The organism is Pseudomonas canadensis (assembly GCF_030980095.1).
Lineage (GTDB): Bacteria > Pseudomonadota > Gammaproteobacteria > Pseudomonadales > Pseudomonadaceae > Aquipseudomonas > Aquipseudomonas canadensis.
Window position 1 is genome coordinate 3,559,793 of the sequence record NZ_CP133298.1, and the last position, 22,468, is coordinate 3,582,260.

Annotated in this window: 25 protein-coding genes and 1 pseudogene; 13 read left to right on the forward strand and 13 right to left on the reverse strand. The window is 59.4% G+C overall.

Annotated elements, in window-relative coordinates; genetic code table 11:
- Positions 1 to 45 precede the first annotated feature (45 nt).
- Positions 46 to 4,682: pseudogene (locus tag RB216_RS16180) on the forward strand (RHS repeat-associated core domain-containing protein).
- Complete coding sequence (locus RB216_RS16185) at positions 4,679 to 4,999, forward strand: contact-dependent growth inhibition system immunity protein (protein WP_122684632.1); 321 nt, start codon at positions 4,679 to 4,681, stop codon at positions 4,997 to 4,999. The pseudogene RB216_RS16180 and the gene RB216_RS16185 overlap by 4 nt, the downstream one beginning before the upstream one ends.
- A 132-nt stretch (positions 5,000 to 5,131) precedes the next feature.
- On the opposite strand, the gene RB216_RS16190 is transcribed toward RB216_RS16185, so the two are convergent.
- Together RB216_RS16190 and RB216_RS16195 are read right to left on the reverse strand one after the other, a co-directional pair.
- On the reverse strand, positions 5,132 to 5,719 hold the full coding sequence (locus tag RB216_RS16190) for an NUDIX domain-containing protein (RefSeq protein WP_028616588.1): 588 nt from the start codon (positions 5,717 to 5,719) through the stop codon (positions 5,132 to 5,134).
- A gap of 11 nt (positions 5,720 to 5,730) precedes the next feature.
- Complete coding sequence (locus tag RB216_RS16195) at positions 5,731 to 6,588, reverse strand: SDR family NAD(P)-dependent oxidoreductase (protein ID WP_308907550.1); 858 nt, start codon at positions 6,586 to 6,588, stop codon at positions 5,731 to 5,733.
- Positions 6,589 to 6,751: 163 nt separating this feature from the next.
- Between RB216_RS16195 and RB216_RS16200 the strand changes: the two genes are divergently transcribed.
- A complete protein-coding gene (locus RB216_RS16200) occupies positions 6,752 to 7,678 on the forward strand; it encodes an alpha/beta hydrolase (RefSeq protein ID WP_028616590.1) in 927 nt (308 codons plus the stop codon).
- Between the two features lie 192 nt (positions 7,679 to 7,870).
- Here the strand turns inward: RB216_RS16200 and RB216_RS16205 are convergent, their stop codons facing one another.
- Positions 7,871 to 9,031 carry an alpha-hydroxy acid oxidase gene (locus RB216_RS16205; RefSeq protein ID WP_122684636.1) on the reverse strand — a complete coding sequence of 387 codons (1,161 nt, stop codon included), beginning with the start codon at positions 9,029 to 9,031 and terminating at the stop codon, positions 7,871 to 7,873.
- Between the two features lie 121 nt (positions 9,032 to 9,152).
- Between RB216_RS16205 and RB216_RS16210 the strand changes: the two genes are divergently transcribed.
- Entirely contained in the window at positions 9,153 to 9,938 is a 786-nt protein-coding gene (locus tag RB216_RS16210; RefSeq protein WP_236321099.1) for a DeoR/GlpR family DNA-binding transcription regulator, read from the forward strand.
- Here the strand turns inward: RB216_RS16210 and RB216_RS16215 are convergent.
- The 3 genes from RB216_RS16215 to RB216_RS16225 are packed head-to-tail and all read right to left on the reverse strand — an operon-like array spanning position 9,918 to position 11,283.
- Entirely contained in the window at positions 9,918 to 10,640 is a 723-nt protein-coding gene (locus RB216_RS16215) for a DUF72 domain-containing protein (protein ID WP_236321098.1), read from the reverse strand. The genes RB216_RS16210 and RB216_RS16215 overlap by 21 nt on opposite strands.
- The gene (locus tag RB216_RS16220) at positions 10,637 to 11,068 is read right to left on the reverse strand and encodes a DNA methylase (protein ID WP_236321097.1); all 432 of its coding nucleotides are present in this window, start codon (positions 11,066 to 11,068) and stop codon (positions 10,637 to 10,639) included. The genes RB216_RS16215 and RB216_RS16220 overlap by 4 nt, the downstream gene beginning before the upstream one ends.
- A gap of 2 nt (positions 11,069 to 11,070) precedes the next feature.
- Positions 11,071 to 11,283 carry a hypothetical protein gene (locus RB216_RS16225; protein ID WP_028616595.1) on the reverse strand — a complete coding sequence of 71 codons (213 nt, stop codon included), beginning with the start codon at positions 11,281 to 11,283 and terminating at the stop codon, positions 11,071 to 11,073.
- 204 nt (positions 11,284 to 11,487) lie between these two features.
- Here RB216_RS16225 and RB216_RS16230 point away from each other — a divergent pair, with 204 nt between their 5' ends.
- Positions 11,488 to 12,048 (forward strand): type 1 glutamine amidotransferase domain-containing protein, encoded by a 561-nt coding sequence (locus RB216_RS16230; RefSeq protein WP_028616596.1) that lies wholly within the window; start codon positions 11,488 to 11,490, stop codon positions 12,046 to 12,048.
- A gap of 58 nt (positions 12,049 to 12,106) precedes the next feature.
- Here RB216_RS16230 and RB216_RS16235 read toward each other — a convergent pair whose 3' ends face one another.
- A complete protein-coding gene (locus tag RB216_RS16235; protein ID WP_028616597.1) occupies positions 12,107 to 12,313 on the reverse strand; it encodes a PLDc N-terminal domain-containing protein in 207 nt (68 codons plus the stop codon).
- A gap of 267 nt (positions 12,314 to 12,580) precedes the next feature.
- On the opposite strand from RB216_RS16235, the gene RB216_RS16240 reads away from it, so the two are divergent.
- Together RB216_RS16240 and RB216_RS16245 are read left to right on the forward strand one after the other, a co-directional pair.
- A complete protein-coding gene (locus tag RB216_RS16240) occupies positions 12,581 to 13,057 on the forward strand; it encodes a PA2171 family ribosome-binding persister protein (protein WP_028616598.1) in 477 nt (158 codons plus the stop codon).
- 65 nt (positions 13,058 to 13,122) lie between these two features.
- Complete coding sequence (locus RB216_RS16245) at positions 13,123 to 13,404, forward strand: hypothetical protein (RefSeq protein ID WP_073860007.1); 282 nt, start codon at positions 13,123 to 13,125, stop codon at positions 13,402 to 13,404.
- A 126-nt stretch (positions 13,405 to 13,530) separates the two neighbouring features.
- Here the strand turns inward: RB216_RS16245 and RB216_RS16250 are convergent, their stop codons facing one another.
- Positions 13,531 to 14,076, reverse strand: a complete 546-nt coding sequence (locus tag RB216_RS16250) for a putative natural product biosynthesis protein (RefSeq protein WP_308907551.1) — start codon at positions 14,074 to 14,076, stop codon at positions 13,531 to 13,533.
- 62 nt (positions 14,077 to 14,138) lie between these two features.
- Entirely contained in the window at positions 14,139 to 14,522 is a 384-nt protein-coding gene (locus RB216_RS16255; RefSeq protein ID WP_028616600.1) for a DUF2946 domain-containing protein, read from the reverse strand.
- Between the two features lie 163 nt (positions 14,523 to 14,685).
- Between RB216_RS16255 and RB216_RS16260 the strand changes: the two genes are divergently transcribed.
- Both RB216_RS16260 and RB216_RS16265 read left to right on the forward strand, forming a co-directional pair.
- Entirely contained in the window at positions 14,686 to 15,294 is a 609-nt protein-coding gene (locus RB216_RS16260; RefSeq protein ID WP_016976099.1) for an SCO family protein, read from the forward strand.
- On the forward strand, positions 15,294 to 15,761 hold the full coding sequence (locus tag RB216_RS16265; RefSeq protein ID WP_308907552.1) for a copper chaperone PCu(A)C: 468 nt from the start codon (positions 15,294 to 15,296) through the stop codon (positions 15,759 to 15,761). The genes RB216_RS16260 and RB216_RS16265 overlap by 1 nt, the downstream gene beginning before the upstream one ends.
- 209 nt (positions 15,762 to 15,970) lie before the next feature.
- Here the strand turns inward: RB216_RS16265 and RB216_RS16270 are convergent, their stop codons facing one another.
- The gene (locus RB216_RS16270) at positions 15,971 to 16,906 is read right to left on the reverse strand and encodes a LysR family transcriptional regulator (RefSeq protein WP_305381358.1); all 936 of its coding nucleotides are present in this window, start codon (positions 16,904 to 16,906) and stop codon (positions 15,971 to 15,973) included.
- Between the two features lie 87 nt (positions 16,907 to 16,993).
- On the opposite strand from RB216_RS16270, the gene curA reads away from it, so the two are divergent.
- A complete protein-coding gene (gene curA / locus RB216_RS16275) occupies positions 16,994 to 18,025 on the forward strand; it encodes an NADPH-dependent curcumin/dihydrocurcumin reductase (RefSeq protein WP_028616603.1) in 1,032 nt (343 codons plus the stop codon).
- On the opposite strand, the gene RB216_RS16280 is transcribed toward curA, so the two are convergent.
- Positions 18,012 to 18,341: a DHCW motif cupin fold protein gene (locus RB216_RS16280; protein WP_068934251.1), complete on the reverse strand. Its 330-nt coding sequence runs from the start codon at positions 18,339 to 18,341 to the stop codon at positions 18,012 to 18,014. The genes curA and RB216_RS16280 overlap by 14 nt on opposite strands.
- A 125-nt stretch (positions 18,342 to 18,466) precedes the next feature.
- Between RB216_RS16280 and RB216_RS16285 the strand changes: the two genes are divergently transcribed.
- Positions 18,467 to 18,952 (forward strand): HIT family protein, encoded by a 486-nt coding sequence (locus RB216_RS16285; protein WP_068934253.1) that lies wholly within the window; start codon positions 18,467 to 18,469, stop codon positions 18,950 to 18,952.
- 122 nt (positions 18,953 to 19,074) lie between these two features.
- Here the strand turns inward: RB216_RS16285 and RB216_RS16290 are convergent, their stop codons facing one another.
- The gene (locus tag RB216_RS16290) at positions 19,075 to 19,545 is read right to left on the reverse strand and encodes a GNAT family N-acetyltransferase (RefSeq protein WP_308907553.1); all 471 of its coding nucleotides are present in this window, start codon (positions 19,543 to 19,545) and stop codon (positions 19,075 to 19,077) included.
- 175 nt (positions 19,546 to 19,720) lie between these two features.
- On the opposite strand from RB216_RS16290, the gene RB216_RS16295 reads away from it, so the two are divergent.
- Positions 19,721 to 20,056 carry a hypothetical protein gene (locus RB216_RS16295; protein WP_028616607.1) on the forward strand — a complete coding sequence of 112 codons (336 nt, stop codon included), beginning with the start codon at positions 19,721 to 19,723 and terminating at the stop codon, positions 20,054 to 20,056.
- Here the strand turns inward: RB216_RS16295 and RB216_RS16300 are convergent.
- The gene (locus RB216_RS16300) at positions 20,046 to 21,659 is read right to left on the reverse strand and encodes an ATP-binding response regulator (RefSeq protein ID WP_068934255.1); all 1,614 of its coding nucleotides are present in this window, start codon (positions 21,657 to 21,659) and stop codon (positions 20,046 to 20,048) included. The genes RB216_RS16295 and RB216_RS16300 overlap by 11 nt on opposite strands.
- A 116-nt stretch (positions 21,660 to 21,775) precedes the next feature.
- On the opposite strand from RB216_RS16300, the gene RB216_RS16305 reads away from it, so the two are divergent.
- A complete protein-coding gene (locus RB216_RS16305; protein ID WP_028616609.1) occupies positions 21,776 to 22,378 on the forward strand; it encodes a LuxR C-terminal-related transcriptional regulator in 603 nt (200 codons plus the stop codon).
- Positions 22,379 to 22,468: the final 90 nt, after the last annotated feature.

A 22,468-nucleotide genomic window follows, 5' to 3' on the forward strand; every position in this document is an offset into this window, starting at 1 on the left:
AGCTGTTTCTTGAACCCGGCCATTGGCAGGCTGGCCCTGACCCCAATGGAGGTGAAAACGGTCGATGTCGAGGCTGTCTTTCGCGACTTCCGAGAATGCCTGAATACCTTTGACGACTGGGCATCGAGCTTTTGGAGCTTTTCGGCGCTGGATGTCGAGCAGGTCTTCAAGGTCGGGGACGAAGTGGCGCTGGTCGCGCCGATCAACCGCTCTCTTTACCCGAGCAGCACCGTCGCTACCTGCCAGGCCAACGGCACGTTGACCCTGGTGCATATGTTCCAGAGCACGCGATTTGTGCCCATCGGCAACACGCCGGTGATTCTGCAACGCGTCGACCCCAACGGCGGCCCACTCGGCGAGCCGATCCACAAGACCATCGGCCCGAGCGGCATTCTCGAAATCGACGAGTGTGAGCGCAACCAACAGTATCGGGTCAGCTTCTATCCCAATGTCTCCAAGGATCACGTCAAGGCGCTGTATGCGTCTTATCAGACAGTGATTGATGAACTGGAAATCCGTCTGCGCAACGAGTGGACCGGCACCTTCCAGACGCTGTGGAAGGACTACACCGATGCGAGCCCGCTTGATCAACGCAGGATGCTGGAGGCGGCGTTTCTGCGCGGCATGGGCAAGGCGCTCTACAACCTCTGGGACAACCTCACCCAGCTGTGCGACCTGCTGGCCGACCTCAAGCCCAACAGCGAAAAGCTCCTGCACTACCTGTCCCAAACCGAACTGGATGAACTGCTGAAACTGGGCAGCGAGTCCATCGCAAAAGGCTTGTTGGTGCTCAGCGATGAGCCGCTGCTGTTCATTTATGTGTCGGCAATTTGCAGCTGGATTCGGATGTTGCCGCCGCAGGAGATGAACGAGGTGATGGGTGAGATCACCGGAGAGATCCTGATCAACCTGGTGCTGATCTGGGCGACGGCGGGCATGGGCGTGGCGGTGCGCCTCGGCGCCCAGGTGATGGGGCATATCAAATCCGGTCGGGTGCGCAAATGGCTGGCGATGTTGGCCGATCAGTTGGTCGGGCCTCGGTTGGACGTGCATGTCGAAACGGCCAAGCCCATGTTGTTGGGTAGCTCGGCGACGCCGATTCGGACGGTTCCGGATGTGCCGTTGAAGGCTGGGGATCAGGTGGTTTCCAACGCGGTGCCGGTGGTGCGGGACAAGTCCCAGCGGACGGTGTTGGTGCGCCAGGAACATGTGGATGATGCGCCTGCTGTTGGGAAGAATCCGGCTGGGGATGCGGCGGCGTCGTCGGACAAGACGGCCACCAACGGCTGCCCGGTGTCGATGGTCACGGGCGAGGAGCTGCTGACGCTCACCGATGGCGCGCTGGACGGGATCTTGCCGTTTGAGTGGACGCGGTTGTATCGCACCAGCGCGGTGGAAGTGGATTGTGGGTTGGGGTTTGGCTGGAGTCATTCGCTGGCGCATCGGCTGGTGGTTGAGGGTGACACAGTCGTTTGGACCGATCATGAAAACCGGTCGACTGCCCTGCCCTTGCCTTCTGATTCTCGACCTGCGATTACCAACAGCCTGGCCGAAGCGGCGATCTACTTGGGGTCGTTGCCCGATGAGTTGGTGTTGGCTCAGTCGTCAAGTTTCTACCACTTTCGCGACGGTGTGCTGACGGCGATCAGCGATGCGTATGACAACCGGTTGCGCATTTCCCGGAATTATCTGGGGCAGATTGAGCGGCTGGATAACGGCGTCGGGCGCTCGTTGTTTCTGCGCTATGCGTCGGGCCGCATTGTGGCGGTGGACTACCAGATTGAGCGGGCGGTGGATGAAGGTCCGTTTGTTTGGGTGACAGAGCAGAACGTTGTTGCCTACGCCTATGACGCGACGGGTCGGTTGGTTTCTGCGACCAATGCGGTAGGCGAAAGCGAGGTTTATCGGTACGACGAGCAGCACGTCATTCTTGAGCGTCGCTTGGCCGGTGGCGCGAGTTTCTTTTGGGAGTGGGAAAGGTCTGGTAAGGCGGCGCGATGTGTCCGGCATTGGGCCAGTTTCTCGCAGATGGACACGCGCTATGCCTGGGATGACAACGGGCAGGTCACGGTGTTTAACGCCGATGGCAGCCAGGAAGTCTACGTGCATGACCAGCGGGCGCGGCTGGTGCAGCGGGTGGATCCTGACGGCGCTGAGCACTTCAAATCTTACGACGACAAGGGAAGGCTGACGGTTGAGCAGGATCCGTTGGGGGCGATCACGGCCTACCAGTACGACGAAGCTGGGCGTTTGGTGGCGTTGTTTCCGGGGGATGATGAGCCAACGACCTACGAGCATGACAATGGGTTCGTACGGGTTGTGCGGCGTGGTGAAGCGGTTTGGAAGTATGAGCGTAATGACCAGGGCGACGTTACGCGTAGGACCGATCCTGACGGCAACGCTACTGACTACAGCTACAACAAACGCGGACAACTGACGCAGGTTTGGCTGCCGGATCACAGCTGTCACCGACTGGTCTGGAATGAGCGCGGGCAATTGCTTGAAGAGCAGTTGCCGAATGGCGGAATCAAGCGCTACCGCTATGACGATCTCGGGCGAAAAATCAGCCTGGAAGACGAACACGGCGCGCTCACGCAATTTGAGTGGAACCACGTAGGACGATTAGTCCAAATCGTCTTGCCGAGCGGTGATACGCGTAAATATACCTACAACGCGTACGGAAAAATCACCTCCGAACGCGATGAACTCGGCCACGTCACTCGCTACGAATACGCCGATGGCCTGCACCTGATCAGCCGGCGCATCAACGCTGATGGCACTCAGGTCAAATACCGTTACGACAATGTGCGGTTATTGCTGACCGAGATCGAAAATGAGGTGGGCGAGACCTACCGGCTCCAGTACCACAGCAACGGCCTGATCCAGCAAGAAATCGGCTTTGATGGCCAGCGCACAGCTTACCTCTACGACCTCAACGGCAACCTGCAGGAAAAGACCGAGCATGGCGATGATGGCAGTCAGTTACCCGTTACGAGCGCGACTACGCCGGACGACTCGTAAGAAAAACCCTGCCCGACGGCAACCTGGTCGATTACGCCTACGACCGTCAGGGCAATCTCTTAAGCGTCGAAGATGGCCACTGGGCGTTGGCCTACGAGTACGACAGCCAAAACCGCCTCACCGCCGAACACCAAGGCTGGGGCACGCTGCGCTATGGCTACGACGCCTGCGGCCACCTGCAAAACCTACGCCTGCCCGACAGCAATCGGGTGGCGTTCAACCACGGCAAAGGCGGCCACCTAGTCACCGTCGAACTGAACGGTGAAACCCTTACCTCCCACCTGTTCAAGGCCGGTCAGGAACACCAACGCCAACAAGGCCAACTGATCAGCCACTACCACTACGACGATCAACAACGCCTGCACGCCCACGCCGTTACCCAACAGCAACACACGCTTTACCAACGCCACTACGACTACGACAAAGCCGGCAACCTCACCCGCTTGCTCGACACCCACAAAGGCGACCACCACTACCACTACGATCCGCTAAACCGCCTCACCCGGGCCAACCACTCGCAAAGCGAGCAAGAACGCTTCGGCCACGACCCCGCCGGCAACCTGCTCATGCAAAACCGCCCCGGCCCCGACATCGTGGCCGGCAACCGCCTGATGATCCAAGGCGACAACCATTACGACTACGACGCCTTCGGCAACCTCATCCGCGAACGACGCGGCAAAGGCCATCAACTCGTCACCGAATACCGCTACGACTGCCAGCACCGCCTGATCGGCATTAAAAAACCCAACGGCCAGACCGCCAGCTATTGCTACGACCCGTTTGGGCGGCGGATCAGCAAGACCGTCGACAGCGTCACTACGGAGTTTTTTTGGCAGGGCGACAGACTCATCGCCGAACACCAAGCGGATCGCCATCGCAGTTACCTCTACGAGCCCGACAGCTTCCGGCCGTTGGCACTGCTGGAAGGCTTTGGTCCAAAGGAAACCAAGGCCTACCACTACCAACTCGACCACCTCGGCACGCCACAGGAACTTACCGCCTCCGATGGCGAAATCGTCTGGTCCTCGCACTACCGCGCCTACGGCGAAATCAGCCGACTGGACGTCGGAAAAGTCGACAACCCGCTGCGCTTCCAGGGCCAATACTTCGATCAAGAAAGCGGACTGCACTACAACCGCCATCGCTACTACAATCCGGATGTCGGTCGCTACCTGACGCCGGATCCGGTGAAGTTGGCGGGTGGGATCAACAGATATCAGTACGTAACCAATCCGACCGCGTGGGTAGATCCGCTAGGACTGAGCTGTAAGGTTGGAAATTGCCCTGGTGGCATACTAGATGCACATGAAAATGCAGGCGGGCACTTGATTCGAAAGCATGTTGCGCAGACGGAAGCACAACTGATTGCAAGGCTCAATCTGGAACCGCATATTCCCGCAGCATCAACCTTCAAAAATCTAGAAGAAGCAGAAGCCATTGTGTCTGGGAGCTTGAACAATCACCGAAACGAAATTGTAGAGTTTTTAGAAGGAGATAAGGACAAACATATAATCAACGACCGTTCTAGGCAGCCTGTTGGCGTGAGTATTATTAGAGGCACTGAAACGCCTGAGCTTGTTTACAATTTCATTCTAGTTCTGAAGAGAAGACCCAACATGCCAGATGGCTATCTATTACTGACGGGATACCCGGAAAAATGAAAATTCCATTGACAGAGCTGCAGCAATTTTTCGGCGCTTACTTTAATCAGGACTGGACAATAGAATATTCGACAGCCGACGAAGTGATAGACGCCTTCCTGCTTGATTCTTCAAGAGCCACAATAACAATTGTAAAAAAAGAAATACTAGAATTGATAAATGACTATATAGACGAGCCTGCCCTTCAAAAGAATTTACTGCACAAGCAACATTGTTATTACTACTACCCCAGTCAATGGGCTTCAGGATTATCCTGGCTGAATCACATTATCGTGAAATTCGATAATTACTTAGTTAAACAAGAAAACCCTGTTTGAAACGTCCCCCTGTGTCGAGCGAGCTTGATCGCGTTGGGCAATCAGCACTGTCTGTTCTGAGGCTGCTCCGCAGCCCAGCGCAGGGCAAGCCTGCTCACCACAATGATCGTATTCACCCGCTAATCAGCGAACTCACCACCCTTCTTTGAGCATCCTCAACTCCAAATGCTGCAACAACATAATGGTCTTCCCATCCACAATCTCCCCGCTCTGCACCATCCCCAGCGCCTGTTCAAACCCCAGCTCCAGCACCTCGATATCCTCACCCTCCTCTTCCAGCCCACCGCCGCTCCCCACCCGATCCCCCGGCTGATACTCACCGATGAAAAAGTGGATCCGCTCCGTCACCGACCCCGGGCTCATGAACGCCGCATAGATCTTCTCCACATGCCCCACGCGATACCCGGTTTCCTCTTCCGCTTCCAGGCGAATACGTTCTTCGGGACTGGCGTTGTCGAGTAAACCGGCCGCCGCCTCGATCAGGTAGCCGGGGTAGTCATTGACGAACGTCGGCATGCGAAATTGGCGGATCAGCAACACCGTGCGCTGCTCGCGGTTGTACAGCAGGATGGTCGCGCCATTGCCGCGGTCGTATACCTCGCGGGTCTGGGTTTGCCAACTGCCGTCGCGGCGGCGCAGGTCGAAGCTGTATTTTTTCAGCAGGTACCAGTTTTCCGAGAGGGTCTCTTCGGCGGTGATGCGAACGGGGCTGTTGTCCATGCTCGGGTTTCTCAAGAAAAGGGTTGTGTGTGTTTGATGCTGTTCCAGGCAGCAGCGACTGCTTCGGCGCTACTCGCCTTGATCCGTGCGAGGTTGCGCGGGTAGTCCACCCCTGGGTTTTCGGTGAAGCGCGTGGCCGTGAATTGGCCGTTGCTGGCGCGCAGGATATAACCCGTGTCCTCGCACTGCGAGGAGGCGAGAAACAGCACGCCCGGCGTCACCCAGTCGGGCTTGAGTTCGTCCGGTTCTTCGGTCACGCCCCACATGCGCGTCTTGGCGACCGGTGAGATTGCATTGACCTTGATCCCGGCCTCAGCACCTTCGTGGCTCAACGCGTTCATGATCCCCAGTTGCGCCATCTTGCCCGCGCTGTAAGCCACCAGGCCGGTCTGCTCATACTGTGCGTACATGGCGCGGTCGGAGGTGGTGAGGATGATGCGCGGCGCAGATGAGCGCAGCAGGTGCGGCCAGGCGTGCTTGCACAGCCACAGCGGTGCGTAGAGATTGATGTCCATGGCGCGTTGCAGGAACGCGGCGTCAAGGTCGGCGATGTTCTGGTAACCGACCCAGCCGGCGTTGTGGATCAGGATGTCGAGTTGGCCAAAGGCCTCGATGGCGTAGGTGATCAGTTGCTCGCAACCCGCGTTCGTGGACAGGTCACCGCCGTGGCCGATCACGTTCAAGCCTTCGGCCTGCAAGGCTTCTGCCGCGGCCTGGACCACCGAGGCATCGCTGCCCGCGCCGGCATTGTCGGCACCGATATCGCTGATCACCACCCGTGCGCCGCCCTGGGCCAAAGCCCGTGCGTAACTGAGACCCAACCCGCGTGCACCGCCGGTGATGACTGCAATTTTGCCTGTGAAATCCATGTGCTTGCTCTCCTGTTCGGGCCGCCCACCCTAACAACCTCGGCGCGCCTTGTTCAATGCTGTAATACTTTGCAAGCAATCCCCGTTGACGGCTGTCGAATTAATTCCTGCCTGGCTGGGCCATCTGGTAAAACCCCTGCTTCACCTTTTTCCTGGAACCTTCATGTCCTCTCGTTTTCTCTCGCGCCTGAGCCTGCGCTGGTTTCCCATGGTGTGCATGGCGTTGTTGATCGTCGGCCTGCCGGTGGGTTGCGCGGTGCTGCAACACAAGGAGCGCGAACTGGTGTTTCGCATCGAGCCGGGTACCGCCAGTTGGTACAGCGGCTTGCCCAAGGCGGTGCAAGAGTTCGAACTCAAGCCGGCCAGTTTCAAAGCCGGACAGAATATCCATGGCTGGTGGTACCCGGCGGACAACAAAGACGCGCCCGCGGTCCTCTACCTGCACGGCGTGCGCTGGAACCTCACCGGGCAACTGTTTCGCATCGAGCAGCTGCACGCCCTGGGTTATTCGGTACTGGCTATCGACTATCGCGGCTTCGGCCAGAGCCACGGCGAGCTGCCTTCGGAAACCACGGTTTACGAAGACGCGCGCGTCGCCTGGGAACGTTTCCAGGTGCTGCAACCGGACCCGAATAAGCGCCTGATCTACGGACATTCCCTGGGGGGCGCGGTGGCCATCGACCTGGCTGCCGAGCTGGGCAAACAGACTCCACTGCCGGTGCGCGGGCTGGTGATCGAATCCACCTTCACGTCGCTGGCAGATGTGGCCACGGCCGTGGCGAATACCTCGTTGCCGGTGCGCTGGTTGCTGTCGCAGAAATTCGATTCCATTGACAAGATTGCCGATATCCATATGCCGCTGCTGGTGGTGCATGGCCTTGATGATCGCTACGTGCCGCCGCGTTTCAGCCAGCAATTGTTTGAAGCTGCCCAGGAACCCAAGCGGCTGTTATTGGTGCCCGGTGCCAGCCATAACAACAGCATGAGCCTGGCCGGTCGCAGCTATGGCCAGGCGCTGGAAAAACTGATGCACGCGAAGATGCCGGACCAGGTTGCCACACACTCCACAGGTCGAAGCGCAGACTCGTAAAAGCGTATTTCGGCACTGGGTTCGCGCTTGCGTGTCAAGCGCAAACCCTGCCCATACTGGGCCAAAACAGAAGTTGATCAAATAATGACCTCTGCCGAAATCGCCAACCCTGCCGGGGCTTCGCAAAGTTATCCACAGAGATACCCACGGTTTTCGTGGACAACTCTTTTTATATTTTTACGTTTTTTTTGCTCAGCAAACGCTTTCAGGAAATGTACCGGGCAACAAAATCTCGCGATTCACATCGCGTATATCGTTATACCCACACAATGCCATCGACACGTCCAACTCACGGGCGATGATCTCAAGCGCCTTGGTCACACCCGCCTCGCCCATCGCGCCCAAACCATACAAATGCGGGCGGCCGATCATGGTGCCTTTGGCGCCCAATGCCATCGCTTTGAGCACGTCCTGGCCGGAGCGAATGCCACCGTCGAGCCATACCTCAATGCGCTCACCCACCGCTTCGACAATCGCCGGCAACTGGCTGATGCTCGAAGGCGCACCGTCCAGTTGACGGCCACCGTGGTTGCTCACCACCAGTGCGTCGGCACCGGCGTTCGCCGCCAGGCGAGCGTCTTCTACATCAAGAATGCCCTTGATGATCAACTTGCCGCCCCAGCACTTCTTGATCCACTCCACATCGTCCCAGCTCAGGCGCGGATCGAACTGCTGGGCGGTCCAGGAAGACAGCGAACTCATGTCTGCCACGCCTTTCACGTGCCCGACGATGTTGCCGAAACCCCGGCGTTTAGTGCCGAGCATGCCCATCACCCAGCGCGGCTTGGTGGCCATGTTGAGGATATTTGGCAAGGTCAGTTTCGGCGGCGCCGACAGGCCATTGATCAAATCCTTGTGACGCTGGCCAAGGATCTGCAGGTCGAGGGTCAGCACCAGCGCATCCACACCGGCAGCCTTGGCCCGCTCGATCAGTTGTTCGATAAAGCCGCGGTCGCGCATCACATAGAGTTGGAACCAGAACGGCTGGCCGACGTGCTCGGCGATGTCTTCCAGGGAGCAGATGCTCATGGTCGACAAGGTGTAACGCAGGCCAAATGCGGCGGCGGCGCGCGCGGTCAGAATCTCGCCATCGGCGTGCTGCATACCGGCCAATCCGGTGGGTGCCAGTGCCACCGGCATGGCCATCTCCTGGCCGATCATCGTGGCGCGGATCGAGCGCTCATCAATGTTGCGCGCCACCCGCTGGCGGAACTTGATGCTGGCAAAATCACTTTCATTTGCCCGGTAAGTGCTCTCAGTCCAGGAGCCGGAATCAGCGTAGTCGTAGAACATGCGTGGGACACGTTTTTGCGCGAGCTTGCGTAAATCTTCGATGGTTGTAATCAACGACATCTAGGTCACCTCTCCCTGAACTGAATGCTGAGAGTAACCGCCCATCGCCTGCGCAACCAGCCATTGCGTTTAGATAGCCGTACGGCTAACCTCGCAGAAACCTGCAAAAAAGCGCACAAACATGCACAACACTCATCACGACATCGACCTGCCTTCTTTGCGCAAACAGAAAATCCTGTTGCTGCTAGAGCGCGATGGCAAAGTCACCGCCTCGGAGCTGGTGGAACACTTTGCCGTGTCCCAGGACACCATCCGCCGCGACCTCGGCGAACTCGCGGCCGCCGGCCTGTTGCAACGCGTCCACGGTGGCGCCCTGCCCCGGCCCAAAGACACCGGCAAAGACTTCTTCACTCGCGTCGGCGAGACCAGCGAAGCCAAGCGTCACCTTGCGCGGCTGGCCGCCGACCGTGTGGAAGATGGGCAGATCGTACTGTTCGATTCCGGCTCTACCACGCTGCAGATTGCCCAGTCATTGCCGCGCTCGATTCGCCTCACGGTGGTCACGACATCCCCCATGATCGCCATCGCCTTGGCCGACCATCCCGATGTGAAAGTGATCCTCACGGGCGGCCAGCTCAACCCGGCGACTCTGTCCACCAGCGGCCATGAAACTGTGCGCATGATCCAGGGCATCAAGGCCGATTTGCTGTTCACCGGCGTTTGTGCGCTGCATCCGCAAGTGGGCATCAGCTCGCTGCATTTTGATGAAGTGGCGGTCAAACAAGCCCTGCTCGACAGTGCCTCCCATGTGGTGGCGGTGACCATGGCGGACAAACTCGGTGCCGTGGAACCTTTTGTGGTGGCACCGTGCGGTCGCATTCACACGTTGATTACCGAGTGGCATGTACCGAGTGTGGAGGCGTATGAGCAACTAGGGTTGGAAGTGCTACGCGTGGAAGTCGAGTAGGGACAGCGCGTCGGGCGTGGCCAAACCGCTGGCGGTATTGTCGAAGATGCACCAGGTGGGAATGCCAGCCGCAACAGACGCGCTCAATAAACGCGCATACGCTTGAATGCGTTCAGGCCCATAACCACTGTGGTAGATACGCGGTGCTCCGTGCAGGCGCCAATAATGCACGCCCTGCCAACCGGCCGGAGTATTTCCCGCCTCGATGACCGGCGGGTCGGCAGCCACTCGCCCAATCTGCAGATCCTGCAGCATCTCTTCAGCCGCTAACCAACTCGCGTGCCGTGGTTCCAATACGACAGCGCCTGTAAACCGTCGGCGCAACCCCGTGAAGAATGCGTTGGCAACAACCGGTTCGTAATTCAACGAAGGCGGCAATTGCACCAGCAGGCAACCTAATTTTTCACCCAGTTGCAGGCATTGCCCGAGAAACGCATCCAGTGCGGCCTCGCAGCCCTGCAAGCGCAATTCATGCGTGATGCGCTTGGGCACCTTGACCGAAAAACCAAAGCCCGACGGCACCGAATGTGCCCAACGCGCGTACGTCTTCGCCAAGTGCGGACGATAGAACGAACTGTTGATTTCCACCGCATTGAAGCGCGAAGCATAACGCTGCAAATGCGTGCCCTCGTCGGCAAATGCTGCCCAGTACTCACGCGGCAAACTCCAGCCGGCACAGCCCACAAACAGGGTTGCCGTCAAAACAGCACCTTGGCGGCATCGCGCATGAAAATCTCGATGGTCTTGGGCCCCACACCATCGAATTCCCCAAGGCGCTTTTCGAAGGACGCTCGGCTCTCGCTGGCCCTGCGCATATGCGTGATCTTTCCCGCGTACTCAGCACTCAACTTGGCGCTGAGGTCGAGCAAACGTTGCGCGGTGGTTTCGTCATAGCGCACGTAATGCGCGCGCCCGAGCATGGCGACCAACTCACGCGATGTGCAGTGCTGCAGCTTGCGCGCCGTGTCGCGGCCCTGCTCTTCAACGATCACCTTGTAGGCCTGTGCGGCAATCGGTGCCTGGATGCGCTTGCCCATCAGGAAGCTGGCGATAAACCACTTGAAGAGGCCGTCATCATCGTCGGGTTTGAGCTCGATGCCCAACTCCAACGCGGTGATAGATCGGGCCATGTTTAATGGCCCAGCTTGCGCTCGGCCTTGGCGGCCTGCTCGTTGATGGCATTGGTCTGGCGCTCGGTGTCCTTGATCGAGGTGGGCGTCAGCACTTTATCGACGGTTTCGGTGTTGGGATTTGGGCGCTCCAGGGTCTGGCCTTTTGTGGCTTTATCAGTGCCCTGCTGAGCTTCTTCGGAGCTGATGGGTGCTGGGGTCTTATCGGCAGTCATGGTGTTTCTCCAATCAATGAATGCCCGCAGAAATATCGGGCACCTATGCAGCAGAAGCCTTCAGCCTTGGATAGTTCAAGGAAATTGACCGCGCCAACCATCCAAGAAATAAGCGCAAATTAATTTAAACCTTTGCCGCCCGGGCCGGATCAACTCTCCCATACCCCATCCATCCTTCCCCCCCCCATCAGGAGACACTCGATCATGAGTTCAAACCTTAACGGCAAGAAGATTCTGGTCATCACGTCCAACACCGGTATCGAGCGCGATGAACTGCTCAAGCCCCTGGAAGCGCTGCGCGGCTATGGCGCGACAGTGACCCACGGTTCCAGCAAAGGCGGCACGACCCAGACCTTCGTCGGCGATACCGAGAAAGACAAGACGGTAGAGTCCGATGCGGCGCTGTCCGAGCTATCGGGCAGCGAGTTCGATGCACTGGTGATCCCCGGCGGCACCGTTAACGCGGATACCTTGCGCCAGGATGCGGCGGCGCTGACGTTAATCAATGAGTTCGTCAAAGCGGGTAAAACCGTGGCGGCAATCTGTCACGGGCCATGGGCCTTGATCGATGCAGGTGTGATCAAGGGCAAGACCCTGACCTCCTATAAAAGTGTACGTATCGACTTGGAAAACGCCGGCGCCGCAGGCTGGGTCGATGCCGAGGTCAAGGAATGCCAGGCCAACGGCTGGACGTTGATCACGTCGCGTACACCGGACGATTTGTCAGCGTTCAGCGAGGCAATCGCCAAAGCTGTAGCCGGCTGACTCCGAGCAGAACGAAAACAGGCGCCGCAATGGCGCCTGTTGTCTATTTAGGCCTGACTCAACTTTTACGCTGCTCGGGCATCTCGCGTTTGGGCCCGAACATCGCCCAGGCGATAAGCCCAAACAACGGCACAAAAATCAGAATGACCAGCCACAATCCTTTCGACTCCCAGCCCCCCGTGCTGCGCAGTACGATATTGATGGCCCATAGTTCCAAGAGCAGCAGAATCACCGCCAACCCGATCCAGATGTATTGAATTTCCATGCTTCACCTCCTAGGTCGTATGCATTAGGTCAAGCGATGGCTGCGAGGGTTCATTAAAATTTGCGTCAACTGGCACGGGTTGTGGAATGCAACGTGTCACAGGCAACACCATGCAACCTGCACGACACGCTCCACCTTCAGCTTATCGTAGGCCATTGAATTACTTGATGAATTCAAAATAGCTCAAGTTGGTACAACTGATGCACCTGAGTACGGGACGAGGCATGCATTTCGACATGCCCTGAATATTTCCGTGAGGTGTCACCCATGAATGCCATTGACCTGCTCAAAGCCGACCATGAACGCGTGAAGGCCCTGTTGACCCAATTGAGTGAATCCACCGAACGCGGGGTTAAAAAACGCACTGAGCTGTTGGCCAAGCTAGAAGCGGAAATAAGCCTGCACACCAAGCTCGAAGAGGAAATTCTTTACCCGGCGTTCAGGAAGGCCGGTGGCAAGGAGCAGGACATCATGTATCACGAAGCCAAAGAGGAGCACCGAACTGTCGATTCCTTGGTACTGCCGGATCTGAAGCAGACCGAACCTTCCACTACGGAGTTTTCCGGTCGCGTAAAAGTGGTCAAGGAGCTGCTGGAACACCACATCGAGGAAGAAGAAACCGAGATGTTCCCGCAGGCGAAAAAACTGCTGGGCAAAGCGTTGCTTGAAGAGTTGGGCGCTGAAATGGAAGCGATGAAAGCGGCGCATAAAAAATTGCAGTCGACCAAGCCAATGGCGGCCTGATCGAGGCATGACCCGAGCCTGGAGGAAACTCAGGCTCTTGATGCATCACGATAGGGGATTGCATCATGAAGACCAGATTGCCCCAAAGGATTTTACTTATAGTCGGCCTGTCAGCTCTGCTCGCCGGCCCCGCCTACGCCGCATTTGGCGATAACCCCGAACCAGCTGCTAGCGCGTTGAGTGGCGACAGCGCTGCCGGTTCAGCACTGCCGCCGGGAACCTACCCCAGCAGCCCCTCCGACAGCGACAAGAAAACCAAAGAAACTGCAAAGCAGCCGAGCAAGCCGGCTAAACCTGCCGACCGCCAGCAAAAAGAAACTCAGCAAAAAACCCGGTCAGGCAGTTGACGCCTCATTCGTTCCCGGCGACTCGGGCGCCAGCCCCCAGTCGCCGTGTTCATACCCGTCATCAGCGAGCATTTCCGCCGGGTGCAGGGTGCGCGCAGGCCAGGTCGGCCACGCCGTAACAGCCTCTCAAGGCACCGACAACCACCCACTGAAACTGTCCGGCGCCTTTAACGGGCACCAGGCGAAATCCCCGGGCGGCGGCGGCAACGCCTGCTGTTCGGCCCCTGCAGACCGGGCGTCTTTCCAATCTACAACCCGTGACGACTGCCAGGCCAGGGCCACACCCTGGGCCTGACTTTCATCCGTATTGACCCAACGCGCCGCAGCCGCCGCCATGAACGCCTCGATCGGCTTGTCGTCGATCTGCGACCGATACGGCGAGCCCAGCAGCCAACGGCAGACATTCAGGTGATAGGTCCAATCCAGCGGCGGCCGGTTGCGATAGGCCCAGGTCATGAAGCTGCGAAACAGGTTCAATCCTTCAGGCGGATCCAGCTTGAGCAGCGCCGGGCAGATATCGAACAGGGTGTGCCAATACGGCAACAACCGCGCATCCAGGTGCACGAAGCTGCGGGAATTACTCGGGTATTCAGGCGGCGCCGGTTCCGCGTGCAGGCGGCGGGACGCCTTGCTGACCAGGCGGCTGGCGCCTGCGGGCAACAGGTGGTTCATGAAACGCACTCACAGTCATGACGATGGAATGCCGCCCGATCACGGGAGGCCCAAGGCATACGTCAGAAAGTGGGGGAAGCGCGAGGGTTGGCCGAAGGCCAGGCATAACGCGGTGGCGCCTTGTTGCGCCGTTGGTGAGCGGGTCGAGGGGCTTGCCGCAGGCCCAACAGCCAGGCGAGACCCACCAGAAACACCAGCGCAACCGTCAAGGCGTTGCAGACCGGGCAAGCAAAGTAGTTCGAGATGTTGCCGGAAGACGGGCTGCCCAACCCTTTGTCGGAAAGTGGTGCCGGCTTGCCGTCCACCGAACAGAACGCCCCGCCGATGCCATTCAGTTCCTGGCCCATCATCTGCCCATGCCCCAAACCGCAGACGAACAGGTTCATCAGCACGCAGAAGTACAGGGCCCAGGCAATCAGGGAACGGTCGGGGTGGCTCAATTTCATGGCGGCGACTCTACCACCAGAGCCGCCAAAGGATGAAGTGTCGCAGGCCCCTGTGGCAGAACGTCGCAGATTACGTGCACTTCCCAGGGTTGGTAGACTGGGCGCCCTCAAAGCCTGACGTATTGATCCAGAGCAATGCAGGCGTTTCACAGGATGCACGTTGATGAGTACCTTATTCACCCGCCGCAAAGTGCTGACCGGAATGGGCCTGCTGGGCCTGGGCAGCCTGCTGGGCGGCTGTGACTACAGCCCCAAGCTGAACTTCAAGTACGGCAAGGACCTGAGCGACAAGATCATGGGCCGTACCTTCAAGCTCAAGAACACCGACGGCGAAACCGTCACCTTGAGTTCGTTCCGTGGCCTGATGCCGGTGGTGTTCTTCGGTTTCACCCAATGCCCGGCCGTGTGCCCAACCACCCTGGCGCGCGCCGCGCAGGCCAAGAAGCTGATGGGCCGCGACGGCGAAATCATGCAGGTGGTGTTCATCACACTGGACCCGGAACGCGACACCCCCGAGATTCTCGACAAGTACGTCAAAGCCTTCGATCCGAGCTTCGAGGCGCTGTACGGCACCCCGGAAGAAATCGCCGTGGCCGCCAAGGAATTCGGGATCTTTTATGAAAAGATCCCCGCCGGCGACACCTACACACTGTCCCACACCGCCACCAGCTTCGTGTTCGACACCCGTGGCAACCTGCGCCTGGGCCTGCAGGCATCCCTTACCGCTAAAGAGTGCGCAGAAGACCTGCTCACCGTCATGGAGGTCTGCTAATGACTGCCGTTCAACACCTCAAACGCACCCTCATCGGCCTGACCCTGCTGGGCCTTGCCGCCCACGCCAGCGCCAAGGTGCAAGTAACCGACGCCTGGGTACGCGCCACCGTGCCGGGCCAGCCGTCCAGCGGCGCGTTCATGACCGTCACCGCCGACAGCGACAGCCAACTGCTGAGCGTGGCCTCGCCGGTGGCCAAGGACGTGCAGATCCATGAAATGAGCATGAAGGACGACGTGATGCGCATGGGCCCGGTGAATTCGGTAGCCCTGCCCGCCGGCAAGGCCGTGTCCCTCGACCCTAACGGCTACCACGTGATGCTGATGGGCCTGACCGGCCAGATCAAGGAAGGCGACCAGGTGCCGCTGACCCTGACAGTGCAGAACGCCAAGGGCGAGCAGCAGGCGATTGAAGTGAAGGCACCGGCCCGTGGCGTGGACGGGATGGATCACAGCAAGATGCATTGATGGGGACTGTGGCTGACGGGTTCGGAAGGTTTGTCAGTTCTGTTGTGGTGAGCGAGCTTACTGTGGTGAGCGGGCTTGCCCCGCGCTGGGGCGCGAAGCGGCCCCAACCAAGAGCACTCAATTCCCTCTGACAGAACGCAGTGGATGGTTTTAGGGCTGCTTCGCAGCCCAGCGCGGGGCAAGCCCGCTCACCACACCAAACGAGCGTTTTATCGGCTTGGCGCGGGCGTCGGGTGGGGTGTATCGCTACGGATCAGGCCACCTGCCCTTGGCTGCGTCATCAGGTGAAAACTCTCGCTGAGCAACTCGACCGTGGCGCGAATGCTGTCGGTCTGACGCGGTACCGCGAACAACCCATAATTGACGCTTAACGCCGGGCTGCCGTTGGGCCCCAGTGCGATCACGCGCATGGTGTCCGGGCGGATATTTTCGGCAGGCAACAACGCGACGCCCAAGCCGCTTTCCACGGCAGCCATGATCACGCCGATATTCGGGCTGGTGACGGTGACACGGAAATCGCGGCCGGCAGTCAATAACGCGTCGAACATCAGGCGCCGCCACGCGCAAGGTTCGGCGTACACGATGACATCCAACGCCAACGCCGGGTCGATCTCGTCATCGATCCCGCACACCCAATACAACGGCATATTCCAGGTATGCACGGGGTCGGCGGCAAATACCGAGCTCACGCCAATGGCAACGTCGAGCAAACCATCGTGCCAGCGTTCAGCAAGTGCATCGCCGTGGTCCACGGTGATGTCCATGTGCACGTGGGGGCTGGCACGGCGTAAGCGGCCCAGGGCGGCTGGCAATGCTGAGACGGCGACGTCTTCCGACAGGCCGACGCGCACCGTGCCCATTACCGTACGCTCCTTCAAGCGTGTCGCCACTGTTTCGCCCAACGCCAGGATGCGTGTGGCATAGCTGAGCAACAGTTCGCCCTCAGTGGTCGGCACCACGCCACGCCCGGTGCGACGCAACAGGCGTTGCCCGAGCAATTCTTCCAGCCGGCGAATCTGCGCGCTCAGCGCCGATTGCGCCCTGCCCGCCTGTTGCGCGGCGCCACTGAGGCTGCCGTGATGACACACCGCAACAAAGGTGCGCAGCAAATAAGGTTCGAACGCGTCGGATATCATGTTTGGCATAACTCTGAATCAACCGCTATCAGCCTACCTTGATACCCATCGTATGACTACGCTGCTCAGCCTGTTCAATCAGTGAGTAGAAACATCATGGATAACCCCCAGAACCCGCGCGTCGTATTGGCCGCTCGCCCCGAAGGTCGCCCGAAAACCAGCGATTTCCGCCTTGAGTACGCACCGATCCCCGAGCCGAACGATGGACAGGTGCTGCTGGAAAACCTTTACCTGTCTCTCGACCCTTACATGCGCTGGCGCATGAGTGCAGCCAAATCGTATGCCGAGCCGGTGGGCATCGGTGAGGTGATGGTCGGCGGCACCGTGGCGCGTATCAAGCACTCACGTCACGTCGATTGGCACGCAGGCGATATCGTATTGGCCTACGCCGGCTGGCAGCGCTTCGCGTTGTCTGACGGACAAGACCTGCGCCGCCTGGACCCAAGCGTCGCACCGCTGACCACCGCCCTCGGCGTGCTGGGCATGCCGGGCTTCACGGCCTACGCCGGCCTGCTCAATATCGGCAGACCCAAACCCGGCGACACCGTAGTCGTCGCAGCCGCCAGCGGTGCAGTCGGTTCAGTGGTCGGCCAGATCGCCCGCCTGCACGGTGCTCGTGCCGTGGGCATTGCCGGGGGAGCGGATAAGTGCGCATTCGTGAAAGACGAACTCGGCTTTGATGCGGTCATTGACCATCACGCAGCGGACTTTGCCGAACAGCTGGCCATGGCGTGCCCCCAGGGTATCGACGTGTACTTTGAGAACGTCGCCGGACCTGTCTGGGATGCCGTGCGACCGCTGCTCAATGATTTTGCGCGTATACCCGTGTGCGGGCTGATCGCTCATTACAACGATGACGCCCTTCAAGAAGCAACGATGGACCGATTGCCTGCAACGATGCATGACATTCTCGCCAAGAGCCTGACCGTGCGTGGGTTTATCCAGACCGAGTTTGTCGATCAGCAGCAGGACAAATTCCTGCACGACGCCGCGCAGTGGATCGCCGAAGGCAAACTCAAATGGCGCGAGGACATTGTCGACGGACTGGCGCGGGCACCCGAAGCGTTCATCGGGCTGCTGGAAGGTCGCAATTTCGGCAAGTTGATCGTGCGCCTCAATCCACAATAAACAGCTTCGCCCCACTAGTCGTCGATGAGCGATGGCCTTCCATGTCATTGCCCACCTGGTAACTCATTCCGGCCGTCAGGGTGAACTGACGGCCGTCTTCCAATTCGGTGTGCAACTCGCCTTCAAGGCACAACAGAATGTGCCCTCTCCAGCACCAGTGATCCGCAAGGTAGCCGGGGGTATATTCGACCATGCGCACGCGGGTTGTGCCGAAGTGGCAGGTGCGCCATAACGCATTGCCGGTAATGCCTGGGTGAATGGCAGGTTCGACAGTAGACCAGTCGGTGGTGCCAAAAGGGACGGCAGTGAGTTCCATGGTGGGCTCGATGGTTATTTAGCGAGGCTTGAGGCTAATCATCTGGAGCAACGGGCGATAGGCACAGATCAAACGCTTTTCTGGGATACAGGTATCCTGCTCGCACCGCTCCCCTGGATTCGCTTATGCACATCGACCCCGCGTACATCCTTCACGAAACCGAACACTGGCTGCTCAACCACCACCTGGCCTCGGCGTTGCCCGGCTACCTGATGTTGGGCGCCAAGACACCGATCCATTCCCTGGCCGACATGCCGGAAGCAGCGCTGGCCGAGTTGGGTGGGCTGCTGGCGAAAACCCAGCGAGTGGTAGAAGCGCAGCTCAAGCCGAAATGGCTGTACATCAGCCGCTATGGACACATGCCGGGATTCCCGCTGCATTTTCATTTCATACCGGTGTACGACTGGGTGGAGGAAGCATTCTGGCGGGATGATCGGTATCGCTTGCTGCAGGATTTTGGCTCGCAGCCCCCGACGCAAACGTTGACCGATGGCGCGGAGTTAACGCTGTTTGTGTGGCGTGAGTTTGGCGAGAGCCTCACACCACCGGTAATCCACGGAGCCTCGGTGGCGCAGGTCATCGAACGCCTACAGGCACGTTTTGATGATTGAAACAGTTCCACTGTAGGCGCTGGCTTTCCAGCGAAAATCGGCAACGATGACACTGGTGTTCTGGATGAGTGCGGCGTCCGTGATTTTTTCGCCGGCAAGCCGGCTCCTACAGGGGTTGGGCATCAGGTCGTAAGGTGTTTAGTCATCGGGATACAGGCCAACTGCAACCCTGATGGTGAGTGATAGACCGCCTGCTCATCTCCCGCATACCCGTGCGCGCGGTAGAAATCCACTGCATTCAGCGTCGAATCCAGCACCAATGTGAGGATGCCCCGCTTATGCGCCTGGTCCTCTAGAAAATCCAGCATCGCCTTGCCATAGCCGCATCCGGTGTGATCCGGCAGGACGAACAGCGCGCCGACTTCATTGTTGTCCGGATCAAGCATTCCAGTGACGACCGCCTGACCCTCCACCCACCCCAGGTAAAACGGTTTATCCATCAGCGCGCTGTAACCATCTTCGGCCTTACCCCGCGTCCACAGCAGCATTTGCTCGCGCGTGTACGCGCCGATGCATTGGCCGCGAATGGCCTGCAAGCGGATGTCGAACGCCACCTGGGCGTGTTCTGGGGTAGCCCGTTTTATCTCCAGCATTTCACGCTCCTTCCATGAAATCATCGTGCCATTAGCACACTTGTGCTAATCGACCCCTCCCCCCTGCGGCGCTATATTCCCCGACACTTCCAGCGCTCCTTCGGCACCGTGCATCTCTTGCGCGTGGGCGCGTTGTGCGCTGGAAAAACCATAACAACCCCAAGGAAGAAGCACCATGAAACTGCAATCCTCTGTTACCCGCCTTACCCTGTTGGGTGCCCTGATCATCGGCGTGGCCGGCTGCAGCAACATCAAGCCTACCGAAGACCACCTCAAGACGCTGTCGGAAACCAACCTGGGTGAGCCGGTCAAGCGTATCTCCAATGTGCGCAGCGACTCGATGACCACCTACTACGTCGCCAGCGCAGCATCCGGCGAGTACAACTGCTCAGTGCCCAGCGGTGCCAGCGGCGGAGCGTTCGCGGTGGCGAGCTTTGGGCTGATGAAGCCTGCCGCCTACTGCCAGCCCAAAGGTGCACGCGGCAACCCCCTTCAGGGCTTCACCCAGTAACCGCCTCCTGGCTCAGGTCCCGCAGAACACCGCGCAGTTCAGCGGGGCGCACAGGCTTGGAGAGAATGGCGATCTGACGGTCGTGCAACGCGGCCTGGATTTTCTCCACATCGTGCCCGGTGAGGATCAGCGCCGGGACCGCCCAGCCACGTTGTTCGCGCAGGGCATCAATGCATTCGATACCGGTGGCGTGGTTACCCAGATCGTAGTCGGCGACGATGATGTCGCAATCACTCACCAGATCACGCCCCGAGGACGCCGCCTGCACCTCGCATCCCCAGCGCTCCAGCAGCGCCTGGGTGGCGAGCAACACGTTGTGGTCATCTTCCACCAGGCACACCTTCAACCCGGTGAGCAACCCGGCTTGGCGCGTGTCATCACGCGGAGCCGTTGCTCGCGGCGCGGTGGCCAGGGTGAGGCCATACAGGCTTACGGAAGTGCCATGACCCACTCGTGAACGCAGGCTCACTTGAACCCCCATCAACTGCCCCAAACGCTTGACGATGGACAGCCCGAGGCCCACGCCTTCGACGTCTTTGTCACGCAGGTGGCGTACCCGATAAAACTCCTCGAAGACCTTTGACAGATGCTCCTCGGCAATCCCTCGCCCCCGGTCATGAATCTCCACCGCCAAGCCGCCGTCGCGAATGCGCACGCCGATCAGCACCGGACGATGCGCGCCATATTTGAAACAATTGGACAGCACGTTCTGCACCATGGTCGCCAACAGCGCCGGGTCGACCAGCACCCAGTGCGCGCACGGCCGCAGGCGCAATTCCACCCCCGCCCAGCGCGCGGCCTCGGCGTTCTGGCGCACCAGGTCGGCAAGGAACTCGCCCAGGTGTACCGCCTGGTATTTAGGCAGCAGGCGGCCGTTGTCGAGGGTGTAGAGGTCGAGAATCGAGCGGAACAATTGCGACACGTTCAGCAGCGAACGGTCGATGTTATCCACCAGGCGCCGCTCTTCATCGCCCAGCCGGGCTTCGCGCAGGCACGCGGTGAACAGGCCGATGGAGTGGATGGGTTGGCGCAAATCATGGCTGGCCTGGGCGAGGAAACGGGATTTTTCCAGGTTGGCGGCGATGGCCTGCTCAGATGCCTTGCGCGTGCGCTCCAGCAGGATATGCGCGTACACCGGGATCACCGTGCTGGTGATCATCAGCATCAGCACCATGAAAGGTTGCGCCTGCCACACCGGCGTGAGGCGATACACGATCAGCAGCGCCAGCAACGCCAACGCCGTGGCAATCGCCAGGTATCGCGAGCCGTAGCGCATGCCATTACCGAGGTTGACCCACACCATCACCGCATACAATGGCAAGGCCGCCTCGCCGCCGACCACCATACCGAACGAGGTGCCGGTGTAGTCGTGAAGCATGCCGAAGATCCGCCGCGCCGGATAATGCCCGGGCCAGCGCACAATCACCTGGCGCAAGACTATGGAGGCCAGCAGGAACAGGAAGATATACAGGATCACCGGCAGGTAGGTGTCCACCGACTGTCCGGGCAGGAAGCCCAGCGCGCCGATATACACAATGGCAATGCTGGCCACCACAATGCGCAGGTTGGCTTGATCGAGTTCGGAGTTGGTCTCAAGACTCATGGGGTTACGTCCTTGTGCGGCAGTCATCAATTCCTTCACACCCCCCAGGCAGGCCCAGGGCGCGGTGGTAAGGTAGCATGCAACTGCACAGCCTTGCCCCAGGAAGGAGCACTCCTATGACCGGTCGCATCATCATCGCCGACGATCACCCGATGTTTCGCGAGGCCATGTTGCGCACCGTACAGCGCATACTGCCGGACGCTTTGATGCAGGAAGCTGGCGACCTGGAAACGGTGCTCGCGCTGATCCGAGAAGGCGGCGAGGTCGATACCCTGATCCTCGACCTGCGCTTCCCCGGCCTGACCTGCATGAGCCAATTGGTCGACCTGCGCCAGCAACTGCGGCGCACCACGTTGATCGTGGTGTCGATGGTGGATGACCCGGCATTGATCGATCAGGTCATGGCCCTGGGCGCAGATGGCTTCATTGGCAAGAACATCGCCCCCGATGAGATCGGCCAGGCCCTGCTGGCCATCCGCGAAGGCGAAGTGCTGGTCAAGTTCGCCCCCTCCGGCCTGCTGCCGCTGGACACCCACACCCTCACCGCCCGCCAGCAGGACGTGCTGCGCCTGATCGCCCAAGGCAAGACCAACAAGGAAATCGCCAAGGCCCTGGATATCTCGCCGTTTACCGTGCGCATCCATGTGTCGTCGTTGTTGCGCACGCTGGATGTGCCGTCGCGGGCGGCGGCAGCGGTGAAGTATTCCGGGGAGTTTTAGTGGTAAGCGGGTTCACCAAAGACGCTGCTTGCCAGTCGCTTGGTCAGCCCTGCATCCGATATTTATGCTCACTTCCCAGCTTAATAATAT